Annotated in this window: 22 protein-coding genes; 12 read left to right on the top strand and 10 right to left on the bottom strand. The window is 74.0% G+C overall.

The features are described from left to right. Window positions 1–16: 16 nt before the first annotated feature. On the bottom strand, window positions 17–1039 hold the full coding sequence (gene ku / locus Q5694_RS17345; RefSeq protein ID WP_443040894.1) for a non-homologous end joining protein Ku: 1023 nt from the start codon (window positions 1037–1039) through the stop codon (window positions 17–19). 63 nt (window positions 1040–1102) lie between these two features. Here ku and ligD point away from each other — a divergent pair, with 63 nt between their 5' ends. Next, entirely contained in the window at window positions 1103–1987 is an 885-nt protein-coding gene (gene ligD / locus Q5694_RS17350) for a non-homologous end-joining DNA ligase (protein ID WP_333933972.1), read from the top strand. A 58-nt stretch (window positions 1988–2045) separates the two neighbouring features. Here ligD and Q5694_RS17355 read toward each other — a convergent pair whose 3' ends face one another. Further along, window positions 2046–2849, bottom strand: coding sequence for a nuclease-related domain-containing protein (locus Q5694_RS17355; RefSeq protein ID WP_333933973.1), 804 nt, complete (start codon window positions 2847–2849; stop codon window positions 2046–2048). A 161-nt stretch (window positions 2850–3010) separates the two neighbouring features. Here Q5694_RS17355 and Q5694_RS17360 point away from each other — a divergent pair, with 161 nt between their 5' ends. The 9 genes from Q5694_RS17360 to Q5694_RS17400 all read left to right on the top strand — a co-directional run bounded on the left by Q5694_RS17360 (window position 3011) and on the right by Q5694_RS17400 (window position 12646). Then, a complete protein-coding gene (locus Q5694_RS17360) occupies window positions 3011–3529 on the top strand; it encodes a protein-tyrosine phosphatase family protein (RefSeq protein WP_333933974.1) in 519 nt (172 codons plus the stop codon). 426 nt (window positions 3530–3955) lie between these two features. Continuing rightward, window positions 3956–4675: a hypothetical protein gene (locus Q5694_RS17365; RefSeq protein ID WP_333934089.1), complete on the top strand. Its 720-nt coding sequence runs from the start codon at window positions 3956–3958 to the stop codon at window positions 4673–4675. Further along, a complete protein-coding gene (locus tag Q5694_RS17370) occupies window positions 4672–5976 on the top strand; it encodes an ATP-binding protein (protein ID WP_333933975.1) in 1305 nt (434 codons plus the stop codon). Before Q5694_RS17365 ends, Q5694_RS17370 begins: the two co-directional genes overlap by 4 nt. 272 nt (window positions 5977–6248) lie before the next feature. Further along, window positions 6249–7613: an FtsW/RodA/SpoVE family cell cycle protein gene (locus Q5694_RS17375; protein WP_333933976.1), complete on the top strand. Its 1365-nt coding sequence runs from the start codon at window positions 6249–6251 to the stop codon at window positions 7611–7613. Continuing rightward, the gene (locus tag Q5694_RS17380; protein ID WP_333933977.1) at window positions 7610–9073 is read left to right on the top strand and encodes a penicillin-binding transpeptidase domain-containing protein; all 1464 of its coding nucleotides are present in this window, start codon (window positions 7610–7612) and stop codon (window positions 9071–9073) included. Before Q5694_RS17375 ends, Q5694_RS17380 begins: the two co-directional genes overlap by 4 nt. A gap of 113 nt (window positions 9074–9186) precedes the next feature. Continuing rightward, entirely contained in the window at window positions 9187–10125 is a 939-nt protein-coding gene (locus Q5694_RS17385) for an AurF N-oxygenase family protein (protein WP_333933978.1), read from the top strand. A 102-nt stretch (window positions 10126–10227) separates the two neighbouring features. Next, window positions 10228–10887, top strand: coding sequence for a TetR/AcrR family transcriptional regulator (locus Q5694_RS17390; RefSeq protein ID WP_333933979.1), 660 nt, complete (start codon window positions 10228–10230; stop codon window positions 10885–10887). A 4-nt stretch (window positions 10888–10891) separates the two neighbouring features. Further along, a complete protein-coding gene (locus tag Q5694_RS17395; RefSeq protein WP_333933980.1) occupies window positions 10892–11200 on the top strand; it encodes a hypothetical protein in 309 nt (102 codons plus the stop codon). A 108-nt stretch (window positions 11201–11308) separates the two neighbouring features. Further along, window positions 11309–12646, top strand: a complete 1338-nt coding sequence (locus Q5694_RS17400; protein ID WP_333933981.1) for a C40 family peptidase — start codon at window positions 11309–11311, stop codon at window positions 12644–12646. On the opposite strand, the gene Q5694_RS17405 is transcribed toward Q5694_RS17400, so the two are convergent. The 5 genes from Q5694_RS17405 to Q5694_RS17425 are packed head-to-tail and all read right to left on the bottom strand — an operon-like array spanning window position 12610 to window position 18294. Further along, window positions 12610–13872, bottom strand: a complete 1263-nt coding sequence (locus Q5694_RS17405) for a styrene monooxygenase/indole monooxygenase family protein (protein WP_333933983.1) — start codon at window positions 13870–13872, stop codon at window positions 12610–12612. The genes Q5694_RS17400 and Q5694_RS17405 overlap by 37 nt on opposite strands. A 13-nt stretch (window positions 13873–13885) precedes the next feature. Next, window positions 13886–14533 carry a GTP-binding protein gene (locus Q5694_RS17410; protein ID WP_333933984.1) on the bottom strand — a complete coding sequence of 216 codons (648 nt, stop codon included), beginning with the start codon at window positions 14531–14533 and terminating at the stop codon, window positions 13886–13888. Continuing rightward, window positions 14514–14936 (bottom strand): DUF742 domain-containing protein, encoded by a 423-nt coding sequence (locus Q5694_RS17415; RefSeq protein ID WP_333933985.1) that lies wholly within the window; start codon window positions 14934–14936, stop codon window positions 14514–14516. Before Q5694_RS17415 ends, Q5694_RS17410 begins: the two co-directional genes overlap by 20 nt. Then, entirely contained in the window at window positions 14933–15457 is a 525-nt protein-coding gene (locus tag Q5694_RS17420; protein ID WP_333933986.1) for a roadblock/LC7 domain-containing protein, read from the bottom strand. The genes Q5694_RS17415 and Q5694_RS17420 overlap by 4 nt, the downstream gene beginning before the upstream one ends. Beyond that, window positions 15454–18294, bottom strand: coding sequence for a nitrate- and nitrite sensing domain-containing protein (locus Q5694_RS17425; protein WP_443040895.1), 2841 nt, complete (start codon window positions 18292–18294; stop codon window positions 15454–15456). Before Q5694_RS17425 ends, Q5694_RS17420 begins: the two co-directional genes overlap by 4 nt. Window positions 18295–18650: 356 nt before the next feature. Between Q5694_RS17425 and Q5694_RS17430 the strand changes: the two genes are divergently transcribed. Further along, window positions 18651–19436, top strand: a complete 786-nt coding sequence (locus tag Q5694_RS17430) for a protein phosphatase 2C domain-containing protein (RefSeq protein ID WP_333933990.1) — start codon at window positions 18651–18653, stop codon at window positions 19434–19436. A gap of 30 nt (window positions 19437–19466) precedes the next feature. Here Q5694_RS17430 and Q5694_RS17435 read toward each other — a convergent pair whose 3' ends face one another. Both Q5694_RS17435 and lon read right to left on the bottom strand, forming a co-directional pair. Next, the gene (locus Q5694_RS17435; protein WP_333933991.1) at window positions 19467–19958 is read right to left on the bottom strand and encodes a MarR family winged helix-turn-helix transcriptional regulator; all 492 of its coding nucleotides are present in this window, start codon (window positions 19956–19958) and stop codon (window positions 19467–19469) included. Window positions 19959–20132: 174 nt separating this feature from the next. Then, window positions 20133–22547: an endopeptidase La gene (lon, locus tag Q5694_RS17440; RefSeq protein ID WP_333933993.1), complete on the bottom strand. Its 2415-nt coding sequence runs from the start codon at window positions 22545–22547 to the stop codon at window positions 20133–20135. Between the two features lie 175 nt (window positions 22548–22722). On the opposite strand from lon, the gene Q5694_RS17445 reads away from it, so the two are divergent. Then, window positions 22723–23382 (top strand): GNAT family N-acetyltransferase, encoded by a 660-nt coding sequence (locus tag Q5694_RS17445; protein ID WP_333933995.1) that lies wholly within the window; start codon window positions 22723–22725, stop codon window positions 23380–23382. On the opposite strand, the gene Q5694_RS17450 is transcribed toward Q5694_RS17445, so the two are convergent. Next, window positions 23339–24172, bottom strand: coding sequence for a rhomboid-like protein (locus Q5694_RS17450; protein ID WP_333933996.1), 834 nt, complete (start codon window positions 24170–24172; stop codon window positions 23339–23341). The two genes, Q5694_RS17445 and Q5694_RS17450, sit on opposite strands and share 44 nt — an antisense overlap. Between the last annotated feature and the right edge of the window lie 628 nt (window positions 24173–24800).

Here is a 24800-nt window from a genome sequence, read left to right on the forward strand (position 1 = left end):
CCCCTGCACCGGCCGTTCAGGCCGAGCGTTTGCGCGGAGTCGACTTCTTCGCCGGCGTCTTCTTCGCCGCGCTCTTCGCCGTCGTCTTCTTCGCGCTCTGCGCCGACTTGGCCGTGGACTTCTTCGAGGACGACGCCGTCTTCTTCGCCGCCGTCTTCTTCGCGGTGGACGTCGACTTCTTGCCACCGGTCTGCTTGGGGGCCGCACGGGACGTCTTGCGGGCCGGGAGCGACTTGACCTCGGCGTGGTCGCCGGCCTCCTCCCCGCGGGACTCGCGGGCGGCGCGGACGCTGTTCTCCAGGGCCGCCATCAGGTCCAGGACCTTGCCCCCGGCGGCCGGCTCGGGGGCCTGCGGCGGGGCCTCTCCGGCGACCTTCGCGGCGATGACCTCCTCCACGGCCTCGCGGTACTCGTCGTGCAGGTCCTCCAGGTCGACCTCGCCCAGGGTGTCCATCAGCGCGTCGGCGAGGTCCAGTTCCTTGTCGCGGACGGTGACGTCGGTGTCGGGGGCGACGCCCTCGGGGGCGCGCACCTCGTCCGGCCACAGCAGGCCGTGCATGGCGATGGCGTCGCCGACGACCCGGAGCATGCCGAGGCGTTCCCGGCCGCGCAGCGCGAACTTGGCGATCGCCACCCGGTTGCTGCGCTTGAGCGCCTCCCGCAGCAGGGTGTACGGCTTGGCCGCCGGGGCGCCGCTGGCCTGGAGGTAGTACGCGGCGTCCATCTGGAGGGGGTCGATCCGGTCGGCCGGGACGAAGGCGACGATCTCGATCGTCTTGGCGGTCGGCAGCGGCAGGCTGGAGAGGTCCTCATCGGTGATCGGGATGATCGTGCCGTCCGCGTCCTCGTAGCCCTTGCCGATCTCCCCCTGGGTGACCTCGCGGTCCTCCAGCTCGCAGAACTTGCGGTAGCGGATGCGCCCGCCGTCCTCACTGTGGATCTGGCGGAAGGAGATCGAGTGGCTCTCGGTGGCGTTCACCAGCTTGATCGGAATGCTGACCAGGCCGAAGGAGATGGCGCCGTTCCAGATGGATCTCACGTGCAGCACCCTTCCGGTCACGCTAGGGAGTGATTGTCATGGTTTGCGTGGGATTCTTATCGTATGGCGCCGATGACAGTGGTGGAGGGGCGACGGCTCGCGCTGAGCAACCTGGAGAAGGTGCTGTATCCCGCCACCGGCTTCACCAAGGGCGAGGTGCTGCACTACTACGCGACCGTCGCCGAGGTTCTGCTGCCCCACCTGCACGACCGGGCGGTGTCCTTCCTGCGGTATCCGGACGGGCCGGACGGGCAGCGGTTCTTCGCGAAGAACGTGCCGCCGGGTACGCCCGAGTGGGTCACCACCGCGGAGGTGCCCCGGGTCGAGGGGCCGTCGCGGATGGTCCTGGTGCAGGACCTGCCGAGCCTGATGTGGGCGGCCAACCTGGTGACCGAGTTCCACACCCACCAGTGGCTCGTCGGCACGCCGGACGAGGCCGACCGGATCGTCTTCGACCTCGACCCGGGAGCGCCGGCGACGATCGTGCAGTGCTGCGAGGTCGCGCTGTGGCTGCGCGAGCGGCTCGCCGGGGACGGCTTCGAGACGTACGCGAAGACCTCCGGCTCGAAGGGGCTGCACCTGCTCACGGCGGTGCGCGGGGCGTCCTCCGAGCAGGTCTCGGAGTACGCCAAGGCCCTCGCCGTCGAGGCGGAGAAGGCCATGCCGCGCCTCGCCCTGCACCGGATGACGCGCAGTCTGCGGCCCGGGAAGGTGTTCGTCGACTGGAGCCAGAACGCCGCCCGCAAGACGACCGCGACGCCCTACACCCTCCGGGCCCGCCCCGAACCGACCGTGTCGGCGCCGGTGACCTGGGAGGAGATCGAGGAGTGCCGTGCGCCCGGGCGGCTGGACTTCCGGGCCGGAGACGTACCGCCCCGGGTGCAGGACTTCGGGGACCTGCTGGCGCCGCTGCTGGACCCGGAGGAGGCGGGGTCGCTGCCGTCGTAGGCGATGAGCCTCCTGCCGGTCGGGACGCCTCGGCTCGCGAGCCGGTCGCCGCCCCGCCTCACACCCGTGCCCACGTGTGGCGGTCCCGGGCCATGGCGTGCAGGGCCTCCACGTCCGCCGGTTTGAGGACGCCGCCCTGGCGGGACAGGCCCGGCAGGTCCCCGTCCGCCAGCACGCGCACCCCGCGCGGCGGGACCGGGACCGACACGGCCGCCGGGTCCACCAGGGCGAGGACCGGACGGACCTCCGCGGTCAGGGCGTAGGAGGCGCGGGCGGCGTCGGAGCGGACGCGGCGCAGCAGGGGTTCGGGGTCGCGGCGGCCCAGGGCGACGAGCGGGTCGGAGACCCGGACGCGCTGCTTGCGGGCGTACAGCGTGTGGACGGCGTACAGGCCGCCGGGGCCGATCAGCAGGTGGTGGACGCGGTCGCCGCCCGGCAGCGGTACGGAGTGCAGGGTGTGCCAGCCCGCGCCGTCCAGGGCGTCGAGGGCGTCGCCCACGGCCTGCTCGGCGGCCAGGGCGCGGCGGCGCGGGTCGGGCCGCAGCCGGTGGGCCGGTCCCGGGTCCCGGTCCAGCGCGACGACGAGGGCCTCACCGGGACGGTTGGGGGCGAGGTCGTCGTCGGGGTGGAGGCCGAGGCGGGCGAGTTCGGCCGGTGTCGGCACCGGGGGCGGCCCGACCGTCACCGGGCCGGTGAGGAAGGGCCGGAGGGCCCGCAGGACCTCGTCCTCGCGGTCCTCGCCGAGCAGGCTGACCCGGGCGGCCTCACGGTCGTACCAGGCGACGTTCCCGCCGTCCGGGAGGCAGACGTAGAGCAGCTCCCGGCCGTGCCTCCAGGTCGGTATGACGCGCAGTCCTCGCATGCACCATCACCCCCGACCATGGGAACAGGCGGGGTGCTGCGGGGGCAAGAACCCGGTTACCTTGGGAAGGAGTTGGGCCCGTCCGGCGACGGGGCGCGGGAAGGACGCCGTGCCTGGTCAGCGTGGTGCGGGTCCTCCGGGCGGTGAGGTGGGAGGCGTCGGTGCGTACCCGCGGAAAACCCGATGTTCCGGCTCCGCAGAGCGCGTGGAGCGAGGTGGTCCCCGGTCTGTGGATGGGCGGTCACGAGTACACAGGCGGCTCGGGCCACCGGGAGTTCGCCGTCGTGCGCGACGAGTTCGACCTGGTGCAGACGCTGCTGCGGCTGCCGGGGCACGGACCCGATCCGGGCGTACCGCACCAGGTGTGGCCGATTCCGGACGGGCCGCTGGACGGTACACAGCTGGCGGGGGTGATGCGGCTGGCGGAGGCCGCGTGCGAGGCGCTCGACGACGGCCGCAGGGTCCTGGTCCGCTGCTTCCACGGGTACAACCGTTCGGGCCTGGTGGTCGCGCACGTGCTGATGCGCCGGGGAAGTTCGGCCGAGGCGGCGATCCGGCTGATCCGGGACCGCCGCTCGCCCTGGGCGTTGCACAACGACCTGTTCGTCGCCTACCTGCGGGCCGGACTGGCCACGGCCCGGCTGCTGGAGGAACTGACCGAGCAGCAGGGCACGGGATGAGGAACTGACCGGCGGGAGGGCGCGGAGGACGGCGGCGGCCGGGGCAGGGCTCGGTTCCGGGCCCCGGTGCCCAGCCGGGGCGGGGCGGCACGGCCGAGCGTGGCCGAGCAGGGGCAGGGCGGCGCCCGGCCCGGGGTGGGCCGCTGGGCGGCAGGGCGTCGGTACTCGTGTGCGCGGCATACGGCCGCCCTCGCGCGCAAATGGGACTTCCCCGCGAATAAGGTGTATGCGGCCGGCGGTCGCGTCCGAGCCGCGTGATCACCCACCAACCGCAGGAGTGCAGTGCCCCTCAGCCGCCGCCCCGGCAGCCGCAGCCGCCCCGGCCCGCTCGCGCGCCGACTCGCACGCCCCTGCGCACACCTCACCGCCGGCCCCGCCCGGACGCACGGCCGCCGCGGCCGGGCCGCCCGTGCCGCGGCCGTCGGCGTGCTGCTGCTGGCCGGGGCCGTGGGCTGCGGGGACGCCGGCGGTGTCGAGGGCGCCGGAGCGACCCCGACGGCGGCCGGACCGGTCCGGCTGTGGCCGCAGCTGACACCGGCGTCCAGCCCGGCGTTCGAGATCGGCGAGGTCGACACCGAGGTCGTCAAGGGGGTGACGGCACCCGGCGACGACATCGGCAAGGCGGACCCGGTCGACATCGTCCGGGCCGAGATCGCCGCGCATCCGGGCGAGTACGAGGGCGCCAAGGCCCCCCACCGCGGCACGACGGCCCGGATGGCCGACTGCGCGGAGGGGCCCGGGCACGGCGACTGCCCGGTCCTCGGCCCGTACTACCGGGACCTGACCGGCGACGGGCGCGACGACCTGGTGCTGGGCTTCCGGCTGCTGCCCGGCAAGACCACCGCCGTGCGCGTCTACACGGTCGTCCGGCACCGGATCGAGCAGGTGATGGCCTGGGAGGACGCGCTGAGCGGCGTCGAGCTGGCCGGACGGTCCCTGGTGATCCGCTCGCCCTCGGAGGTGGCCGGTTACGAGTACCGGCTCCAGTGGACCTGGGACCGGGACCAGGGGGCCATGCTCCTCACGCACGACGAGATGCTGCGCACGGGCTCGCGCGAGCCCCCGCACAGGCCGTCGCCCTCGCCCACCCCTTCCGCCCCGGCCGCCGGGGCCCCCTCCGATCCGCCCGCCGCGAGCACCGGATGAGGAGACCCGCCCTCTCCACGGCACGCGCTCTCCGCGGGAGGCCCGGCCTGCCCCGGTGGACCGGGACGCTCGCCGTGAAGGCCGCCGCCTTCATCACGGTGATGTGCTGCGCGCTGGCCGCCCTGCTCGGCGTCCTGGTGCACGTGCAGGTCACGAACCAGACCGTCGGGCAGGCCCGCCACCAGGCGTTGCAGCGGCTGACGCAGGCGACGCAGCGGTACGAGGCCGGGGACGCGCTGCGGCGGGACGCGGGGCTGGATCCGCGCGGACTGCCGCGCGAGCTGCGGGACCTGGCGCTCTCCGGGGACCGGGGCACGATGGTCGCCGACCGGGAGGGACGGCCGACGATGTGGGCGGCCGGGCCCGCCGACGGGGGCCGGGCGCTGGCCGTGGCGGTGGACTACTCGCAGCAGGCCCGCACGATCGCGGGTCTGGACCGGGCGATCCTGTGGTCCTCGGCCCTGGCGATCGGCGCGACGCTGCTGGTCGGCGCGTTCGCGGTGACGCGGGTGACGCGCCGGCTGCACACCACGGCCCGGGTGGCCCGGCGCATCAGCGCGGGCGATCTGGACGCCCGCGTCAACGACCCCCGGACGGGCGCGCGTGCGCGAGGACGGACCGACGGCCCGGTGCGCCCGCAGGACGAGGTGGCCGCGGTCGCCGCCGCGCTGGACTCCATGGCGTCCTCGCTGCAGGGCAAGCTCCTGGCCGAGCAGCGGTTCACCGCCGATGTCGCGCACGAGCTGCGCACTCCGCTGACCGGGCTGCACGCGGCGGCCGAACTGCTGCCGCCCGGCCGGCCGACGGAGCTGGTCCGGGACCGGGTGGCGGCACTGCGCACCCTCACCGAGGACCTGCTGGAGATCTCCCGGCTGGACACCGGCCGGGAGCGGCTGGAGCTGGACACCGAGCAGCTGGGGCCGCTGGCCGGACGGGTGGTGCGGGCGGCGGGGAGCGACACGGAGGTCAGGGTCGTGCGGGACGTGTGCGTGGAGACGGACCGGCGGCGGCTGGAGCGGGTGCTGGGCAATCTCGTGGCCAACGCTCACCGGCACGGGCGGCGGCCGGTGGTCCTGACCGTGGACGGCCCGGTGGTGACCGTGCGGGACCACGGGGAGGGATTCCCGGAGTACCTCGTGGCGCACGGTCCGCAGCGCTTCCGCACGGAGGGCGGTACGCGGGGGCACGGGCTGGGGCTGACCATCGCGGCCGGGCAGGCCGAGGTGCTGGGCGCCCGGCTGGAGTTCGCGAACCTGCCGGACGGCGGTGCCGTGGCGACGCTGCGGCTGCCGACGGAGTAACGGCCGCGGGCGACGCCTCTCCCGGGGCCGGCGGCCGGCCGGGGGCCGGCGGGTCGGCCTCGCCACCTCGCCCCCCTGTGGAGGCATCCCCATGTCCCCGCACGACCGGCGGCCGGTCCAGGGGCGGCTGTCCGCCCGGTATCCGCTCATCGGCGGCGCGTGAGCCCGGGGTGCGGCCCGCCCCCCCGACGGCACCGGTCCCGCGCCACGCCGGTGCTGACACTCCGTCACCCAAAGGCTCACAAGTCGCACTGTTTGGGTAGGTTCCGGACATGAGCAAGGCCGGAATCACCGTGGCGACGGCGGAACCCCCCGCACCCGCCGTCCGCCGCCCTCCCCGGCGCCGGGGCGTCGAACTCTCCCTCATCGTCCTGGCCGTCCTGCTGTCGGTCCAGGGCTACTGCGCCGTGGGCCTGGCCCGGCACGGCGCCCTGCCGCCCGGCGCGGCCGGCTACGGGGCCGGGCTCGGCGTGCTGGCCCTGGTCGCCCATCTGGCGGTGCGCCTGCGGGCCCCGTACGCCGATCCCCTGCTGCTGCCGATCGGCGTGCTGCTCAACGGGCTCGGCCTGGTGCTGATCTACCGGCTCGACCTGGAGACCCCGGGCGACCGTGCGGCGCCCGCCCAGCTGGTGTGGTCGACGCTGGGCGTGACGCTGTTCATCCTGGTCGTGCTGATCCTGCGCGACCACCGGGTGCTCCAGCGCTACACGTACGTCTGCGTCGCCGCCGCGCTGGTGCTGCTCACCCTGCCGATCCTGTTCCCGGCGGTGAACGGGGCCCGCATCTGGATCCGGGTCGCCGGGTTCTCCATCCAGCCGGGCGAGTTCGCGAAGGTGCTGCTGGCGGTGTTCTTCGCGGCCTACCTGGCGGCGAACCGCAACGCCCTCGCCTACACGGGCCGCCGCCTGGGGATACTGCAGTTCCCCACCGGCCGGGTCCTCGGGCCGATCGTCGCCGTCTGGCTGGTGAGCGTCGGCGTGCTGATCCTGGAACGCGACCTGGGGACCTCCCTGCTGTTCTTCGGCCTGTTCGTGGTCCTCCTCTACGTCGCCACCGGCCGCACCGGCTGGATCGTGCTGGGGCTGGTGCTGGCGGCGCTGGGCGCGGTCGCCGTGGGCCGGCTGGAGCCGCACGTGCACAGCAGGATCGAGACCTGGCTGCACCCCTTCGCCTCCATCGAGGCGGGCGAGGGGGCGAACCAGCTCGCCCAGTCCCTGTTCGCCTTCGCGGAGGGCGGTCTGCTCGGCACGGGCCTGGGCCTCGGCCACTCCGTCCTCATCGGGTTCGCCGTGAAGTCGGACTTCATCCTGGCCACGGCGGGTGAGGAACTGGGCCTGGCTGGTCTGTCCGCGATCCTCCTCCTGTACGGCCTGCTGGTGGAGCGCGGCTACCGGGCGGGCCTCGCCCTGCGCGAGCCCTTCGGGCGGCTGCTCGCGGTCGGTCTCGCCTCGCTGGTGGCGCTGCAGGTGTTCGTGATCGCGGGCGGGGTGACCGGGCTGATCCCGCTGACCGGCATGGCGATGCCCTTCCTGGCGCAGGGCGGCTCCTCGGTGGTGACCAACTGGACGATCGTGGCGCTGCTGGTCCGGGTCAGCGACTCCGCCCGGCGCCAGCAGGACGGGCGGGACACCCGGTGACCCGGCACATCCGGCACGCCCGCCTGTTCTGCGCGCTGCTGCTGGCGGCCCTGCTGCTGAACGCCGCCCGCGTCCAGCTCGTCCGGGCCCCCGAGTACGAGCGCAGCCCGGCCAACCGCCGCGCCGACATCGCCCGTTACGAACAGCCCCGCGGCGACATCCTGGTCGGCGGCCGGCCCGTCACCGGCTCCCGGGACACCCGCGAGCACCTCCGCTTCGAACGGACCTACACCGACGGGCCGTTGTACGCCCCGGTCACCGGCTTCGCCTCCCAGCTGTACGGGACGACCCTGCTGGAGGACGCCCAGGACGCCGTCCTGTCCGGCGCGGACCCGATGCTCGCGCCGTTCCCGCTGTGGGACGAGTTCACGCGGGCGCGCCGCACCGGCGGGGACGTCGTCACGACGCTCCACCCGGGCGCGCAACGGGCCGCGTTCAAGGGACTCACCGGGCTGAAGGGGGCCGTCGCGGCGGTGGAGCCCACCACCGGCCGGATCCTGGCCCTGGTGTCGACCCCGTCCTACGACCCCCAGCCGCTGTCCGGGAACGGCGCCGGTGCGACCCGGGCCTGGAAGCGGCTGAACGCGGACGAGGACCGGCCGATGCTCAACCGGGCGGTGCGGCAGACGTATCCGCCGGGTTCCACCTTCAAGGTCGTCACCGCGGCCGCCGCGCTGGACGCGGGCGTGGTGACGGACCTGGACGCGCCGACCGACTCCCCCGACCCGTACACCCTGCCGGGGACGCGGACGCGGCTGACGAACGCCGCCAAGGGCTGCCGGGACGCTTCCCTGCGCAAGGCGTTCACCCTGTCCTGCAACACGGTGTTCGCCAGACTCGGCGTGGAGGTCGGGGTGGCGGACATGACGGCCACCGCCCACGACTTCGGCTTCAACGACCCGGCGCTGCGCGTCCCGTTCGCGGTGGCCCGCTCCACGTTCGACACCTCGCTGGACCGGGCGCAGCTCGGGTTGTCGTCGATCGGCCAGTACAACACCCGCGCGACGCCGTTGCAGATGGCGATGGTGGCGGCGGCGGTGGCCAACGGGGGGCAGGTGCGCGAGCCGTACCTGGTGGAGCGCACGACCCGGCCGGGCGGCGGCACGCTCTCGGCCGCGGGCCCGCGCGCGGCCCGGCAGGCGATGCACCCCTCGACCTCGGTGCGGTTGCGGGCGCTGATGCGGGAGGTGGTGGAGAAGGGCACCGGCCGCCGGGCGGCGATCCGCGGCGCCGAGGTGGGCGGCAAGACGGGGACGGCCCAGCACGGCCGCCGCAACTCCGGCACGCCGTACGCCTGGTTCGTCTCCTGGGCGCAGGGCGAGAGGGATGTGGAGCCGCGGGTGGCGGTGGCGGTGGTCGTGGAGGACGCGGAGGCGGAGCGCCGGGAGATCAGCGGAGGCGGCGACGCGGCCCCGATCGCCCGGGCGGTGATGGAGGCGGTGCTCACGTCCCCCCGTTGAGCGAAGCGCCCGGCCGGCACGGGCCGACAACTCGCGCACGGGGGATTGACGAGCTTGCTGACAGGCATTCTCATAAGGGGGACGGTGACGTGTGCACAACGAGGTGGGCAGCCATGACGACCCCGACGGAAGCCGACGCGCTCGACGGCCTGCGCGACGCCCTGGGTTTGCTGAAGGACCGGGAGCAGGTGGCCCAGCGGCTGCTCGACTCCTCCGCCAAGCACTCCTTCGACCCGGACCGGGAGCTGGACTGGGACGCGCCCTTCGAGGAGGGCAAGTGGTTCTGGCCGCCGGAGCTGGTGTCGCTCTACGACACGCCGCTGTGGAAGCGGATGGGCGAGGAGCAGCGCATCCTGCTCTCCCGGCACGAGGCGGCGGCGCTCGCCTCCCTCGGCATCTGGTTCGAGATCATCCTCATGCAGCTGCTGGTGCGGCACATCTACGACAAGGCGGCGACGAGCGCGCACGTCCGCTACGCACTCACCGAGATCGAGGACGAGTGCCGCCACTCCAAGATGTTCGCCCGGCTGATCACCCGCGGCGGCACGCCCTGGTACCCGGTCAGCCGCGTCCACCAGCAGCTCGGCCGGCTGTTCAAGACCGTCTCCACCACGCCGGGTTCCTTCACCGCGACCCTGCTGGGTGAGGAGGTCCTCGACTGGATGCAGCGCCTGACGTTCCCCGACGAGCGGGTCCAGCCCCTGATCCGGGGCGTCACGCGCATCCACGTCGTGGAGGAGGCCCGCCACGTCCGCTACGCCCGCGAGGAGCTGCGCCGCCAGATGGTGACGGCCCCCAGGTGGTCGCAGGAGTTCACCCGCATCACCTCCGGCGAGTTCGCCCGGGTGTTCTCGGTGGCGTTCGTGAACCCCGAGGTCTACACGAACGTGGGGCTCGACAAGCGCGAGGCCCTCGCGCAGGTCCGGGCGAGCGGACACCGCCGCGAGGTCATGCAGACCGGCTCCAGGCGCCTGACGGACTTCCTGGACGACATCGGCGTGCTGCGCGGCGTCGGCCGCCGCCTGTGGAAGTCCTCGGGCCTGCTGGCGTAGCGCCCCGGCCGGGAGAGGAGCGAGGCTCCCGCGCGGCCGCCCGGACCGCCGTCGGGATCCGCCCGCTGTGCGGTGCCCGGTGCCCCGATTACGCTGCTGGACATGACACCAGCCGCCTCCAGTCCCGCCTACCGGCGACTCAGCGTCGAGGAGCGGCGCAGCCAGCTGCTCTCCTCCGCGCTGGGTCTCTTCGCGCACCGCGCCCCGGAGGAGGTCTCCCTGGACGACGTGGCGGAGGCGGCCGGGGTGTCGCGACCGCTGGTGTACCGCTACTTCCCCGGCGGCAAGCAGCAGCTGTACGAGGCCGCCCTGCGCTCCGCCGCCGACGAGCTGCAGCACTGCTTCGACGAACCCCGCGAGGGCCCCCTGCTCGCCCGTCTGTCCCGGGCCCTCGACCGCTACCTCACCTTCGTCGACGAGCACGACACCGGCTTCAGCGCCCTCCTCCAGGGCGGCAGCGTCGTGGAGACCTCGCGCACCACGTCCATCGTCGACGGCGTCCGCCGCGCCGCCGCCGAGCACATCCTCAGCCACCTGGGTGTCACACGTCCCGGCCCGAGCCTGCGCATGACCGTCCGCATGTGGATCACGGCGGTGGAGGCCTCGTCGCTCATGTGGCTCGACGAGGGCAAGCAGCCCCCGGCCGGGGAGCTGCGCGACTGGCTGGTCGAGCAGTTCGTGGCGGTGCTGACGGTCACCGCCCGGCGCGATCCGCAGACCGACGCGCTGGTCCGGGCCCTCGCCGAGGATGTCCGAGACTGATCCCGTGAAGAGCGAAGAGACCCCCTTCGAGGGCGGCCCGATGGACGGCAGGGTCCTGCCCGTCCTCCTCGGCATCACCGGCCACCCGCCCAAGACCTACCGCATCCCCGTCCCGGATCCCGCCGGCGGCCCGCCCACGGTCCTGGTCTACCGTCGCGTCCCCCGCGGGCCGGGCAGGGCCGGCCTGACCAACCGCTGGAAGTACGAGTACGCCCCGGAGGGCGTGCCGTCGCGCCGGCCGAACTGGCCGTGGTCCAAGCCGCAGGGGCCGGACGCCACGCCGCCCGGCAAGCGGGACGACGCCGACGGGTGACCCCGTTGGGCCGAACCGCCCACACCCGCCGCGCGCTCCCCGTGCGCACGCCTGATCCTCACGAGTGTCCGGTGGCCGAAGGGCCGCCCCCGCACCGGAGGTGATGGCATGTCAGCACGGTTCGTGCGTCTGGTCTGTGCCGCAGCGACCGCCGCCACGGTCCTCGCGCCCGCTCCCGCCACCGCGGCCCCGAAGCCGGAACCGGTCGAGGACGCCTCCGTGGCCGAGCTGCTGACGGACCTTCAGGAGCTGTACCGGAAGACGGAGAAGGCCACCGAGGCGTACAACGCCACCGAGGAGAGGCTGAAGGAGCAGCGCGCCGAGACCGGCCGGCTGGAGCGCGCCCTGGTCCGCGCCCGGCTCTCCCTGTACGACAGCCGGGGCGCGGCCGGCCGGCTGGCCCGCCAGCAGTACCAGAGCAGCACCGACATCTCCCCCTATGTGCGCCTGCTGCTGGCCCGCGACCCGCAGCACGCGATCGAGCAGGGGCAGGTGATCGGCCGGCTCGCGCGGGAGCGCGCCCACGCCGTCGGCCGGCTGACCGGCGCCGAGCGCACGGCCCGCGAGCTGGCCCGCACCTCCCGCAAGGCGCTCGACCGGCAGCTCGCCCTCGCCGAGCGGCGCAGGAAGGCCCGCGACGAGGTCCGCGAACGCCTGAAGGAGGTGGAGGAGATGCTCACCTCGCTCAGCCGGGAGCAGCTCACGGCCCTGGCCGAGCTGGAGGCGGACGGCATCACGAAGGCGCAGCGGGAGTTCCTGGCCTCCGGAGCCCTCGGTGGGACCACCGGGGACGAGGACGAGCACGCCGGCGACGCGACGACTGCCGGGAAGACCGAGGACGACGGGGATGAGCCGGATGAGAACGACGAGTCGGACGAGGGTGACGAGTCGGACGAGGGCGGCGAGGACGACGGCGGCGGCGACGGCAAGAACCGCGACGGCGGGAGGACCGGTGCCCGGGACGGCGTGCGCCGGCCTTCCGCGGCGGGCGCCCGGGCCGTCCGCTACGCCGTGCGGCAGCTGGGCAAGCCGTACGAGTGGGGCGCGGAGGGACCGAAGGCGTACGACTGCTCGGGGCTGACCTCGCGGGCGTGGGCCGCCGCCGGGAAGGCCGTGCCCCGGACCAGCCAGGAGCAGTGGAAGCGGCTGAAGCGGGTCCCGCTGAACCGGCTGCGCCCCGGTGACCTGGTCGTGTACTTCCCCGAGGCCACGCACGTGGCGGTGTACCTGGGCGGCGGCATGGTCGTGCAGGCTCCCCGCCCGGGCACGCGGGTGAAGGTGTCGCCGATCGCGGCCAACCCGGTCCGGGGCGCGGTACGCCCGGACCCGGACGGGAAGCCCCTGCGGCGTTACCGGCCGCCGAAGCTCCCCGAAGGCGCCGCGCGCGGGTCGGACAAGGGCTACGGGGCCTACGCGGCGCCCGCGCCGGACACCTCGACCAGGTAGGCCTGGGTCTTGTCCGGGTCGTAGAAGAAGTTCTCGAAGTCGGACGGGTCGTTGAAGCCGTTGGCGAAGCGGTCGGCGACCGGCTGGATCTCACCGGCGGCGCCGATGAGGTTCAGGATGTGCTCCGGCGGCGGCGCGAGCATCGCGTTGGTCCACTTGGTGACGTGCTGCGCGGTGTTCCAGTAGCGGTCGAAGGTGGCCCGCATCCACGCCTCGTCGAACGGCTTGTCGCCGTGCTCGACGATCGAGGCGAGATAGGCGGCGGCGCACTTGGAGGCCGAGTTGGAGCCCTGCCCGGTGATCGGGTCGTTGGCCACGACCACGTCGGCGACGCCCAGCACCAGACCGCCGCTCGGCAGGCGCCCGATCGGGTTGCGGACGGTGGGGGCGTAGCGTCCGGCCAGGGTGCCGCCGGCGTCGGTCAGTTCGACCTTGGTGGCCCGCGCGTACTCCCAGGGGACGTACCGCTCCATGAGTTCCAGGGTCAGGGAGAGGTGCTCGGCGGGATCCTTGACGCCGGCGAAGACGTCGAGCGGGCCGCCGGGCACACCCTCCCAGAAGAGGATGTCGGCGCGGCCGGAGGTGGTCAGGGTGGGCATCACGAACAGCTCGCCGACGCCCGGCACCAGGTTGCAGCGGACCGCTTCGGTGCCGGGGTGCTCGGGACGCGGGCCGAGGCCGTGGACGTAGGCCACGGCGAGCGCGCGCTGCGGCTCGCTGTAGGGGGAGCGCTCCGGGTCGCGGGCGAACATCTGCACCAGTTCGCCCTTGCCGGCCGCGACCAGCACCAGGTCGTAGGTGCGGGAGAAGTAGTCGAGGTCGCCGACGGCCGCGCCGTGGATGACGAGCTGCCCGCCGCGCTGGGCGAAGGTCTCCATCCAGCCGGCCATCTTCACGCGCTGGTCCACGGACTGCGCGAACCCGTCGAGCCGGCCCAGCCAGTCGATGGCCCGGGCGGCGGGGCCCTCGGCCCAGGAGCCGGGGGCCGCGACCGAGACGCCGAGTCCTTCGATCTTCGGGGCCTGGGACTCCCAGAAGTTCAGCTGGAGGTCACGCTCGTGCTGCAGGGCGGTGTGGAACATGCACTGCGTGGACATGACCCGGCCGGTGCGGATCTCGTCCGCGGTCCGGTTCGACATCAGGGTGACCTCGTACCCCTGGGACTGCAGGCCGAGGGCGATCTGGAGGCCGGACTGACCGGCTCCGACGACGAGTATCTTCCGCATGCGGGGCTGTCTCCTACTCGGGGGTTTCGTCGAGCGCGTGGCCCACCAGGGCCAGGAGGGTCTCGATCACGGAGATCCGGCGACGCGCATCCATGATCATGACAGGTATGTGCCGCGGGATGGTCAGGGCCTCCCGCACGTCCTCCGGCTCGAACAGCTCGCTGCCGTCGAAGTGGTTGACCGCCACCACGTACGGCAGTCCGGAACTCTCGAAGTAGTCCAGAACGGGGAAGCAGTCCTTCAGCCGCCGTGTGTCGGCCAGGACGACCGCGCCGATCGCCCCCCGCACGATGTCGTCCCACATGAACCAGAACCGCTGCTGGCCCGGCGTGCCGAACAGGTACAGCACCAGGTCGTCGTCGAGCGTGATGCGCCCGAAGTCCATGGCGACGGTGGTGGAGGTCTTGCCCGGCGTGGCGGTGAGGTCGTCGGTGGCCTCGCTCGCCTCGGTCATCAGCGCCTCGGTCTGCAGGGGCGTGATCTCCGAGGCGGAGGTGACCAGCGTAGTCTTGCCCACGCCGAAGCCGCCCGCCACCACGATCTTCGTGGCGATGGGGGCCCGGGTGCGGTCCGTCTCCCAGGCGTGCATGCCCTCGTCGGGCTGCGCGAACGGAGAGGAACCGGAGACGCCGTGAGCGGCGTCAGAGACGACGGAGTCCACTCAGCACCCTTTCCAGCAGAGCGCGGTCGGGGCGGCCCGTGCCGTGGCCGGTCCCCGTGCCGTACACACGGATCTTTCCCTGGTCCGCGAGGTCGCTGAGGAGCACGCGGACCACGCCGAGCGGCATCTTCAGCAGCGCGGCGATCTCGGCCACCGTACGCATCCGGCGGCACAGTTCGACGATGGCCCGCAGCTCCGGCATCACGCGGCTGGAGAGGTGGCCGTTCGTCAGTTCCTTGCGCTCCTCCGCCGCTTCGAGGGCGGCCGTGCTCGCCACGAAGGTCTCCACGAGCAGGACGTGGCCGAAGCGGGTGCGGCCCCCGGTGAGCGAGTAGGGGCGCACCCGGGCGGGTTTGCGGTCACCGCCGCGCACGGGGAGCTGCTGTTTGGGCGTACTGCTCATCGGGCGTCCTCCGCCGTCCGCGGCTCCTCGAGGGAGGCGCGCAGCTCGCTGCGCAGTTCGGGCGTCAGGACGTGACCGGCCCGGCCCACGAACAGCGCCATGTGGTAGGCCACCACGCTCATGTCGCAGTCCGCGGAGCCGTGCACGCCGAGCAGCGAACCGTCGCTGATCGACATCACGAACAGGCTGCCCTCGTCCATGGCGATCATGGTGTGCTTGACCCCGCCGAAGTCCATCAGCTTGGCGGCCCCGACGGTCAGGCTGCCGATGCCGGAGACGATGGTCGCCAGGTCGGCGGCGGATCCGCGCGGGCCGGTCTGCCGGGTCCCGCGGGCCTGCCGGGCTTCCCGGGCCTCCTTGTTGCGGTCCGCGTCGGAGGACAGCAGGAGCAGTCCGTCGGACGAGACGACCGCGACCGACAGGATGCCGGGGACCTCCTCGACGAGGTTGGTCAGCAGCCAGTGCAGGTTTCGGGCCTCGCTGCTCAGTCCGATCAGTCCGAAGGTACTGGGAGCGGTCAACTGCTTGCCTCCTCGACTGTGCCCCCCGTGGCTTCTTCGGATTCAGCTGGTCCAGATGTGCCGGTGGCCGGCGGCCGCTTGTGCGAGGCCGTCTGCTCGGCGATCTCCGCACTGACGTCCCGGTAGCCGGCCTGGGCGCCCTGGCGGAAGCCGCCGAGGCGTCGGCGCAGGGCCTCGGCGTCGACGGAGCCGCTGCGCTGGCGTGGCGCGGTGGCCGGTGCGGTGATCTTCGGCGTGCGCTTGGGGAGGCCCTTGTCGGTGACGCGCTCGTGTTCGGCGCCGGCCTCCGCCGCGGCTTCGCCTCCGGCGGTCTGGTCCCCGGCCGCACCCCCCGTGCGGCCTTCGTGGTCGTGCGCGGCCGGCCCCTGCGGGGCGTCCCCGCCGTCGGCGGCAGCGGTCGTGTGCTGCACGTCCTCCGGCTCGCCCTGCGGTATCGGGGCCAGCAGCTCCATCGTGGTCTCGGACGGGGTCTCCGCCGGGATCCGCGCCCGCTCCCCGTCGGCGGGTTCCGCCGTGCCGTCCGGTCCGGTGGTCCCGGCCGGCCCGGGGTGTTCGGCCGCCGAGCCGCGCTCGTCGGCCTCCTTGCGGCGCACGGCCTTCTCCGCGAGGGCGACCAGCGGGTCACCGCTCTCGGTGCGGCCGTGCAGGACGTTGGAGTTGGCCTCGGCGTCGGCGCCCGGCAGGGAGAAGGAGTGGGCGGCGCCGGTGACCGGCCCGGAGGCCGGGACGGCCCCCGGTGCGGCCGCGGCCAGCAGGGTGCGGGGCAGGACGACGACCGCCGCGACACCGCCCTGCTTCTGCTCGCGCAACTGCACGCGCACGCCGTGGCGGTGGGCGAGGCGGGCCACGACGTACAGGCCGAGGCCGAGGCCGTCCTCTCCCTCCTGGTCGTAGGGCGCCTCCGGGTCGAAGTCGGACAGCCGGGCGTTGAGGCGCTCCATGCGGTCCTCGGTCATGCCGATGCCCTCGTCCTGCACGGAGAGCATGACCTCGCCGTTCTCCAGCAGCCAGCCGGAGATCTCCACGGGCAGGTCGGGCGGGGAGAACGAGGTGGCGTTCTCCAGGAGTTCGGCCAGCAGGTGGGAGAGGTCGTCCGCGGCGAACCCGGCGACGTGGGCGTGCGGCGGCAGGGCGGCGATGCGGACCCGCTCGTAGCGCTCGATCTCGCTGACCGCGGCGCGGACGACGTCCACGAGCGGCACCGGCCCGGCCGTGTGCTGGACGTGCTCGGTGCCGGCGAGGACCAGGAGGTTCTCGCTGTGCCGGCGCATGACCGTCGCGAAGTGGTCGAGCTTGAACAGCGTGGACAGGCGGTCCGGGTCCTGCTCGCGCTCCTCCAGGTTCTCGATGACGGCCAGTTGCCGCTCGACCAGGCCCAGGGTGCGCAGCGCGAGGTTGACGAACGTGCCGCCGATGGCGGTGCGCAGCCGCTCCAGCTGGGCGGCGGACTCGGCGAGTTCGCCACGCAGTTGCTCGCGGGCGTCGGCCATCTTCTGGCGCTGGCCGACGAGGTGCTTGCGGTCGGCCTCCAGCGTGGTGATGCGCTCGGTGAGGGCGGCGGCGTGCGCGTGCAGGGCGTTGACGGAGCGGACGACCTGGGCGAACTCGTCGTTGCGGCCGGTGAACTTGACCGGCTCCTCCGCGGCCGGGTCCTCGGCCTCGGCCAGGCGCTTGGAGCCCAGGCGCAGGACGGCGAGCGGCCGGGTGAGGCTGCGGGCCATGCCGGTGGCGACACCGACGGCGAGCAGCATGAGGGCGCCGAGGACGGCGACGCGGATCTCCAGCGCGGTGACGTCGTCGTCGCGCAGGGCCTCGAGGTCCTTGGTACGCCGGTCGTAGAGGGCCGACTCCACGCCGCGCATCAGGTCGACCCGGGCGGACAGGGCCGCATCCAGCTTCTTGGTGCTGGTGGACAGGTCGCGGGCGGACAGGGACGGCTGGTCGGTCAGGGCCGCCAGGTACTTGTCGGCGGAGTTGACCTCGGCGCCGGTGACCGTGCTGTCGAAGGAGGCGCGGGCGGCCTTGGGCGCGGTGGCGCGGAAGTCGGCCAGGGACGCGTCGGAGCGCAGCCGGGCCTGCTGGGCCGCGGCGCTCAGCAGGTCGCGCTGGCGGGTGTCGGCGTCCGAGGACGGGGAGGTCTGGGCCGGCAGCCCGGTGACCGGGTCGATGACCGTCCCCGTGCCGCGCGGCACGCTCAGCGCGGCGAGCAGCAGCCCGCGGGCGGCTGCGGCCTGCTGCACGGCGGAGTCGAGTTCGGCCAGGGCGTGCCCGCCGGCGCCGGCGCGCGGCGGCGTGCGCTCGGCCAGGTCCTCGGCGAGCCGGTGGAGGTCGGTGATGGCGGCGGAGTACGCCTGGTGCGCCTGCAGGGCGCTGCTCTTGCCGGTGAGCGCGGCCCGGCGCACGGCCGCTATGCCGTCGAGCCCGTCCCGCAGGGCGGCGGGCGTGTCGGTGTCGGCGCGCAGCTCCTCGACCTGCCGGTCCACGCGGGCGCTGCGCTGCTCGGAGGGGGCCTTGGACTCGGGGCGGCCGGCCGCGATGTAGGCGGTGACGTCGTCGCGCTCGTCGGCGAGCGAGTGGGCGAGGACGAGGGCGTCCCGCGTCTGCCCGGCGAGCGTCACCAGCCGCTGCGAGTCGTGGAGTTGCCCGGAGGCCGCCAGGACGGCCGGGGTGCCCGCACCGGCGACGGCCGCGGCGACCACGGCCACGGCCACGATCAGCCGGTTGCGCACATGGGTGGAGCGGCCCTTGCCGGTGGGGGTCGTCGGCTCAGCGCTCTGCTGGGGGGCCGCCTGCTTGCCTGTGCGACGAGGCCGCGTCTTCTGCACCGGTGCTCGCATTCCTGACTCGTGAACCCTTGGGTCCGGGTGACGCTCCGTCAACTGGCGCGTACTCCCGGTACACTTCCCGACCCTCCCAGCGCCGGTGTGCAACGCACGCGCATCACCTGACCCGCCACCCGAAGGAGTGAACATCGGAGGGGAGTTGAGGGGCAAGTTCCAGCGGCCTGTGCAGCCGCCGTACGCGGCACGCCGGTTGGACGGCGGCGACGGGCGGTGGCAGTATTCGCCGCCACGCGTTCCCGATACACAGCAATACCTCCCAAACAGGGCGCCTGACCTGGTCGGGTGTGCCGGTCCGGCGTCCGTCGCCGACCACCGGCGGACCCTGTGAAGGGCTCGTGCAGACTGGCTTGATGCGTACGGAACTCGCCTCGGAACCCTCGGACGCGGACCGCCCGAACGAGGACTTCGCCGCCGTCGGACTACCGGCCTCGGGACAGGGCGGTTCGGTCGTCGTGCTGGACGGGGTCACACCCCCGAAGGGCGGGACGGGCTGTCTGCATTCCGTCCCCTGGTTCACCGCGCGCCTCGGCGGCGCACTGACCGAACTGACCGTTTCACTCCTGGATGTTCCCCTGGCCGACGCGTTGTCCCACGCCATCGCGCGTACCGCGGCAGCGCACGCGGCAACCTGTGACCTTTCTCACCCCCGTACGCCGCAGGCCACGGTGGTCCTGGCCCGCTGGAACCCGGCCACGGTGGAGTACCTGGTGCTGTCGGACTCGGCCCTCCTGGTGGAGTCCCCGGAGGGGGCGGTGACGCCTGTGCTGGACGACCGGCTGGCCCTGCTCCCCCGCTCGGCCCTGGCGACGGACGCCGTGGTGGACGCGACGCTGCGCAACAAGGAGGGCGGTTTCTTCACCGCGGCGGCCGATCCGTCCGTCGCCGCGCGGGCGGTGACCGGGACCCTGCCCCGCGGTGAGGTGCGCGCCCTGGCCGCCCTGACGGACGGCGCCGGCCGCTGGGTGGAACGGTTCCAGGAGGGCGACTGGGCGGACTGCTTCCGGCTGGTGCGCAAGGAGGGGGCGCAGGCGCTGGTGGACCGCGTGCGGGCGCTGGAGCGCTCCGACGCGGCCCGCGCGTTCCCGGGCGGGAGCAAGAGGCACGATGACGCGACGGTCGTGTACGCCGAGCTGTAGGGCCCGGTGCCGGGCGGCGGTCCGGCCGCGCTACTTCTCCATGCTGCGGTTGAGCTGGTGCAGCAGCCGGGCCAGTTCGGTGACCTCGTGGGTGTCCCAGTCGGCGAGGCGGCCGGCGTAGCGGGCACGGCGGGCCTGGCGGACGCGGCGGACCCGGTCGTGCCCCTCCCCGGTCAGGGCGACCAGCCAGGCCCGTCCGTCGGCGGGGTCGGGCTCGCGGGCGACGAGGCCGAGTTCCTCCAGGGCGCGCAGTTGCCGGGACATGGTGGCCTTGCCGACGCCGATGTAGCCGGCGAGCTCGGTGGCCCGCTGCTTGCCGCACTCGTCCAGGCGCACGAGCAGCCCGTACGCGGACGACTCCAGGTCGGGGTGGACCTCGCGGGCCATCTCGCCCTGGTTGGCCCGTGCGCGCCGCAGCAGCACGGTCAGCTCGCGCTCCAGCGCGAGGAACGCGGGCTGGTCCACGCCGCGTCCGCCCGTGCCGGCGTCCCGGCGGTCGTCGTCGTTGCCGTCGTCGTGCACGTCAGCCCTGCCTCGGTTCTCGCCCGGTACCTGAATTCTCCGCCGGCCGCGGGCATCGCCGCAGCTCGGCAAGTATTCCGCAGCTCAGGGCGGCCGTGTCCACAGGGTCCGCACGCGGTGAAGGCCCGGGCCTCCCTCACGGGACCCGGGCCTTCCCTCATCCGATGACCTCCGTCACGCGGCCACCGGAACCTCGGGCGCCGCGCCGTTGGTCGCGGGCGTGAGCGCCAGTTCCAGGACCTGGCGGACGTCGGTGACGGCGTGGACGTCGAGCTTGTCCAGCACCTCCGCCGGGACGTCGTCCAGGTCGGGCTCGTTGCGCTTGGGGATGATCACCGTGGTGACACCCGCCCGGTGCGCGGCGAGCAGCTTCTGCTTCACACCGCCGATCGGCAGCACCCGCCCGGTCAGCGAGACCTCGCCGGTCATCGCCACGTCCGTGCGGACCAGCCGGCCGGACAGCAGGGACGCCAGGGCCGTGGTCATCGTGATGCCCGCGCTGGGGCCGTCCTTGGGGACCGCGCCGGCCGGGAAGTGGATGTGCACGCCCCGGTCCTTCAGGTCGGCCACCGGCAGTTCGAGCTCGGCGCCGTGGGAGCGCAGGAAGCTCAGCGCGATCTGCGCGGACTCCTTCATCACGTCGCCCAGCTGGCCGGTCAGGGTCAGTCCGGCCGCGCCGGTCTCCGGGTCGGCCAGGGACGCCTCGACGTACAGGACGTCGCCGCCCGCGCCCGTCACCGCGAGCCCGGTCGCCACGCCCGGCACGGACGTCCGCCGCTCGGCCGGGTCCTGGGCGGACTCGGGCACGTGGTGCGGCCGGCCGATCAGGTCGCGCAGGTCCTCGTCGCGGACGGTGAACGGCAGCTCCCGCTCGCCCAGTTCGTGCTGGGCGGCGATCTTGCGCAGCAGCCGCGCCACGGACCGCTCCAGGGTGCGCACGCCGGCCTCGCGGGTGTACTCGCCGGCGAGCTTGCGCAGGGCGCTCTCGTCGATGGTCACCTCGTCGGCGCCCAGTCCGGCCCGCTCCAGCTGGCGCGGGAGCAGGTGGTCGCGGGCGATGACGACCTTCTCGTCCTCGGTGTAGCCGTCGAGGCGGACGATCTCCATGCGGTCGGCCAGGGCCTCGGGGATCGCCTCCAGGACGTTGGCGGTGGCGAGGAAGACCACGTCCGACAGGTCCAGTTCGACCTCCAGGTAGTGGTCCCGGAAGGTGTGGTTCTGCGCCGGGTCGAGCACTTCGAGCAGGGCGGCGGCCGGGTCGCCCCGGAAGTCCGAGCCGACCTTGTCGATCTCGTCGAGGAGCACGACCGGGTTCATCGACCCGGCCTCCTTGATGGCCCGGACGACGCGGCCCGGCAGGGCACCGACGTAGGTGCGCCGGTGCCCGCGGATCTCGGCCTCGTCGCGCACACCGCCGAGGGCGACGCGGACGAACTTGCGGCCCATCGCGTGGGCGACGGACTCGCCGAGGCTGGTCTTGCCGACGCCGGGCGGGCCGACGAGCGCGAGCACGGCCCCGCCGCGCCGCCCGCCGATGACGCCCAGCCCCCGGTCGTTGCGCCGCTTGCGCACCGCCAGGTACTCGGTGATGCGCTCCTTGACGTCCTCCAGCCCGGCGTGCTCGGCGTCCAGCACGGCCTTGGCGCCCTGGATGTCGTAGGCGTCCTCGGTGCGCTCGTTCCACGGCATCTCCAGGACCGTGTCGAGCCAGGTGCGGATCCACGAGCCCTCGGGCGACTGGTCGGAGGAGCGCTCGAGCTTGTCGACCTCCTTCAGGGCGGCCTCGCGGACCTTCTCGGGCAGGTCGGCGGCCTCGACCCGGGCGCGGTAGTCGTCGGACTCCTCGCCCTCCTGCTCGCCGTTCAGCTCGCGCAGTTCCTTGCGGACGGCCTCGAGCTGGCGCCGCAGCAGGAACTCGCGCTGCTGCTTGTCGACGCCCTCCTGGACGTCCTTGGCGATGGTCTCGGCCACGTCCTGCTCGGCGAGGTGGTCGCGCAGCTGCTGGGTGGCGAGCTTGAGCCGGGCCACCGGGTCGGTGGTCTCCAGCAGTTCGACCTTCTGGTCGGTGGTCAGGAACGGCGAGTAGCCGGAGTTGTCGGCCAGCGCCGAGACGTCGTCGATGGCCTGGACCCGGTCGACGACCTGCCAGGCGCCGCGCTTGCGCAGCCAGGCGGTGGCGAGGGCCTTGTACTCCTTGACCAGTTCGGCGACCTGCCCGGGCAGCGGCTCCGGAACGGTCTCGTCGACGCTGGTGCCCTCGACCCAGAGGGCCGCGCCGGGTCCCGTGGTCCCCGCACCGATCCTCACCCGTCCCCGGCCGCGGATCAGCGCGCCCGGGTCGCCGTCGGCCAGCCGGCCCACCTGCTCCACGGTGCCGAGGACACCGGTGTTCGCGTACGTGCCGTCGATGCGTGGCACCAGGAGTACCCGGGGCTTTCCGGGTGTTGTGCGGGCAGCGGCCTGCGCGGCCTCCACCGCCGCACGCACCTCGGAGTCGCTCAGGTCCAGCGGGACCACCATCCCGGGCAGCACGACCTCTCCGTCGAGCGGCAGCACGGGCAGGGTGAGCGGTGTGGACGTCGAAGCCATGATCTCCCCTTCGGCAGTCAAGTTGAGCTATGTCGACTCAATGCTCGGCGACGGCCGAATGTTCCCCGGGGGGTGTTCGCTGTCAGCGATCACCTCTCACGCGTCGGATCGGCGAGCCCGTAGGGTGCGGTCAGTAATAGGCGGATGGCGTAAACGGTCGTTACAGGGGGATGGCGTGGACAGGACCGTGCGGGCGTGGGTGGACGGATGGGTCGTGTCGCGCGGGGCGGCACCGCCCGTGGCCGAGCCGTGGGGCTGGACGATCGACGTCGGCCTGTACGGGCACGTCACCCGGCACGTCCTCGGCACCAAGGGCGACGCCCTCGACGAGACGACGGTCCGCAAGGTGGCGGGCGCGGTGACCGGGAACGGCGTGTGGCTCAAGGCGTTCCGGGACCCGGAGGTGGTCTCGCGCTGGCTCGGCGGCGACTGGTGGGTCGATCCGGAGCCCGGCTGGCTGATGACCGTGCCGCTGACGGAGGGCGACGTCCCGGAGGTTCCCGACGGCTACCGGCTGCGCACCTGGTCGCGCGGCGGGGTGACGCGGCTGATGGTGGCCGCGCCCGACGGGTCCCTCGCCGCGCGCGGCCAGATCGCCCCGACGGGCGGCACCGCCGTCGTCGACCAGATCGAGACGGCCGCCGCGCACCGCCGCAGGGGCCTGGGCAGTCTCGTGATGCGGACGCTGCAGCAGGTCGCGGTCCGGCGGGGCGCGCACACCGGCGTCCTGGCCGGCAGCCCCGCGGGCCGCGGCCTCTACGAGGCGCTGGGCTGGGCGGTCGCGGCCCCGCTCACCAGCGCCCGGTACGGCCCGCCGCCCTCCGCTCCGGCCTGAGGAGCGGCCGGGCCAGGGGCGGGGGCTGCCGGGCCGCGTGCCACCGGCGCACCGGCGGCCAGGTCGCGATGCCGACCAGCAGGGCGATCAGGTGCCCCCACTCGGTCATCGGGTCGGTGAAGGCCAGCAGGTCCTGCACCAGCATGCCGCCGAAGGCGGTCAGCAGCGGCACGCGCAGCCACAGCGGCAGCAGTCCGGCCAGGGCGCCGCACGCGGCCGCGACGCCGAAGCTGACGCCGTAGTCGAGGCGGTGCAGCGAGGAGCCGGGGAGGTCCCCGGCCAGCACCGCGAGGCCCACGGGCACCTCGGTCGCCAGAGTGGCCAGGACGTGCCCGAGCAGGAAGACGCCGGCCGTGCGCAGTCCGCCGACCCGCCGCTCCAGCGCCGTCAGCACCAGCACGAAGCCGGCGGTGAACGGTGAGGCCACCCCGCCCGCGACCCACAGCGCGCTGCCCACCAGCACCCGTTCCGGCGTGCGCACCAGGTGGGCCACGTCGGTGCTGGATCCCTGGAGCAGCGCGTGCACGAGGGCGGGGTCCGCCCGCTCGGCGATCAGCGCGGTGACGCAGAGCAGGACGGTGTACCAGAAGGTGAACGGCGTCCCGGCGGGCGTGGGCAGCAGCCGCCAGGGCCGCACGCCGCGCGCCGCGAACCGGCGCGCGTCCGCCGCCGCGGTCCCGCGCGGGCCCGCTGCCGGGGTCTCCCCCGCATGCCCGTGGAGCGTCCCGGGAACGCCCGCGTCCGGGGTCCCGCGCGGGCACCACCGGCGCGGCACTCCGTCGACCGGCACGGGCACCTCACGTGCGACCGCGCCGACCGGCGACGGCGGGGCCGTCCCACCCGACGGCACCGGCACCTCACCCGCGGGCGCGCCGACCGGCGACGCTGAAGCCGTCCCACGCGACGACACCGGCACCTCACCCGCGGGCGCACCGACCGGCGACGGCGAGGCCGTCCCATCGGACGACGCAGACACCTCACCCGCGCGCGGGCCAACCGGCGGCGGCAGCGAGACCCTCCCCCCAGGCGACACCGGCACCTCACCCGCGGGCGCACCGACCGGCGACGGCGAGGCCGTCCCATCGGACGGCGCAGGCACCTCACCCGCGCGCGGGCCAACCGGCGGCGGCAGCGAGACCCTCTCCCCAGGCGACACCGGCACCTCACCCGCGGGCGCGCCGCCCGGCGACGGCGAGGCCGTCCCGTCGGACGGCGCAGGCACCTCACCCGCGCGCGGGCCAGCCGGCGCCGGTGAGGCCCTCCCCCCAGGCGACGCAGGCACCTCACCTACGGGCGCGCCGACCGGCGACGGAAAGGCCTTCCCACCCGACGACACCAGCACCTCACCCGCGGGCGCGCCGACCGGCGGCGCTGAAGCCGTCCCACGCGACGACACCGGCACCTCACCGACGGGCGCG

It is taken from the genome of Streptomyces sp. AHA2 (assembly GCF_036857595.1).
Taxonomy (GTDB): domain Bacteria; phylum Actinomycetota; class Actinomycetes; order Streptomycetales; family Streptomycetaceae; genus Streptomyces.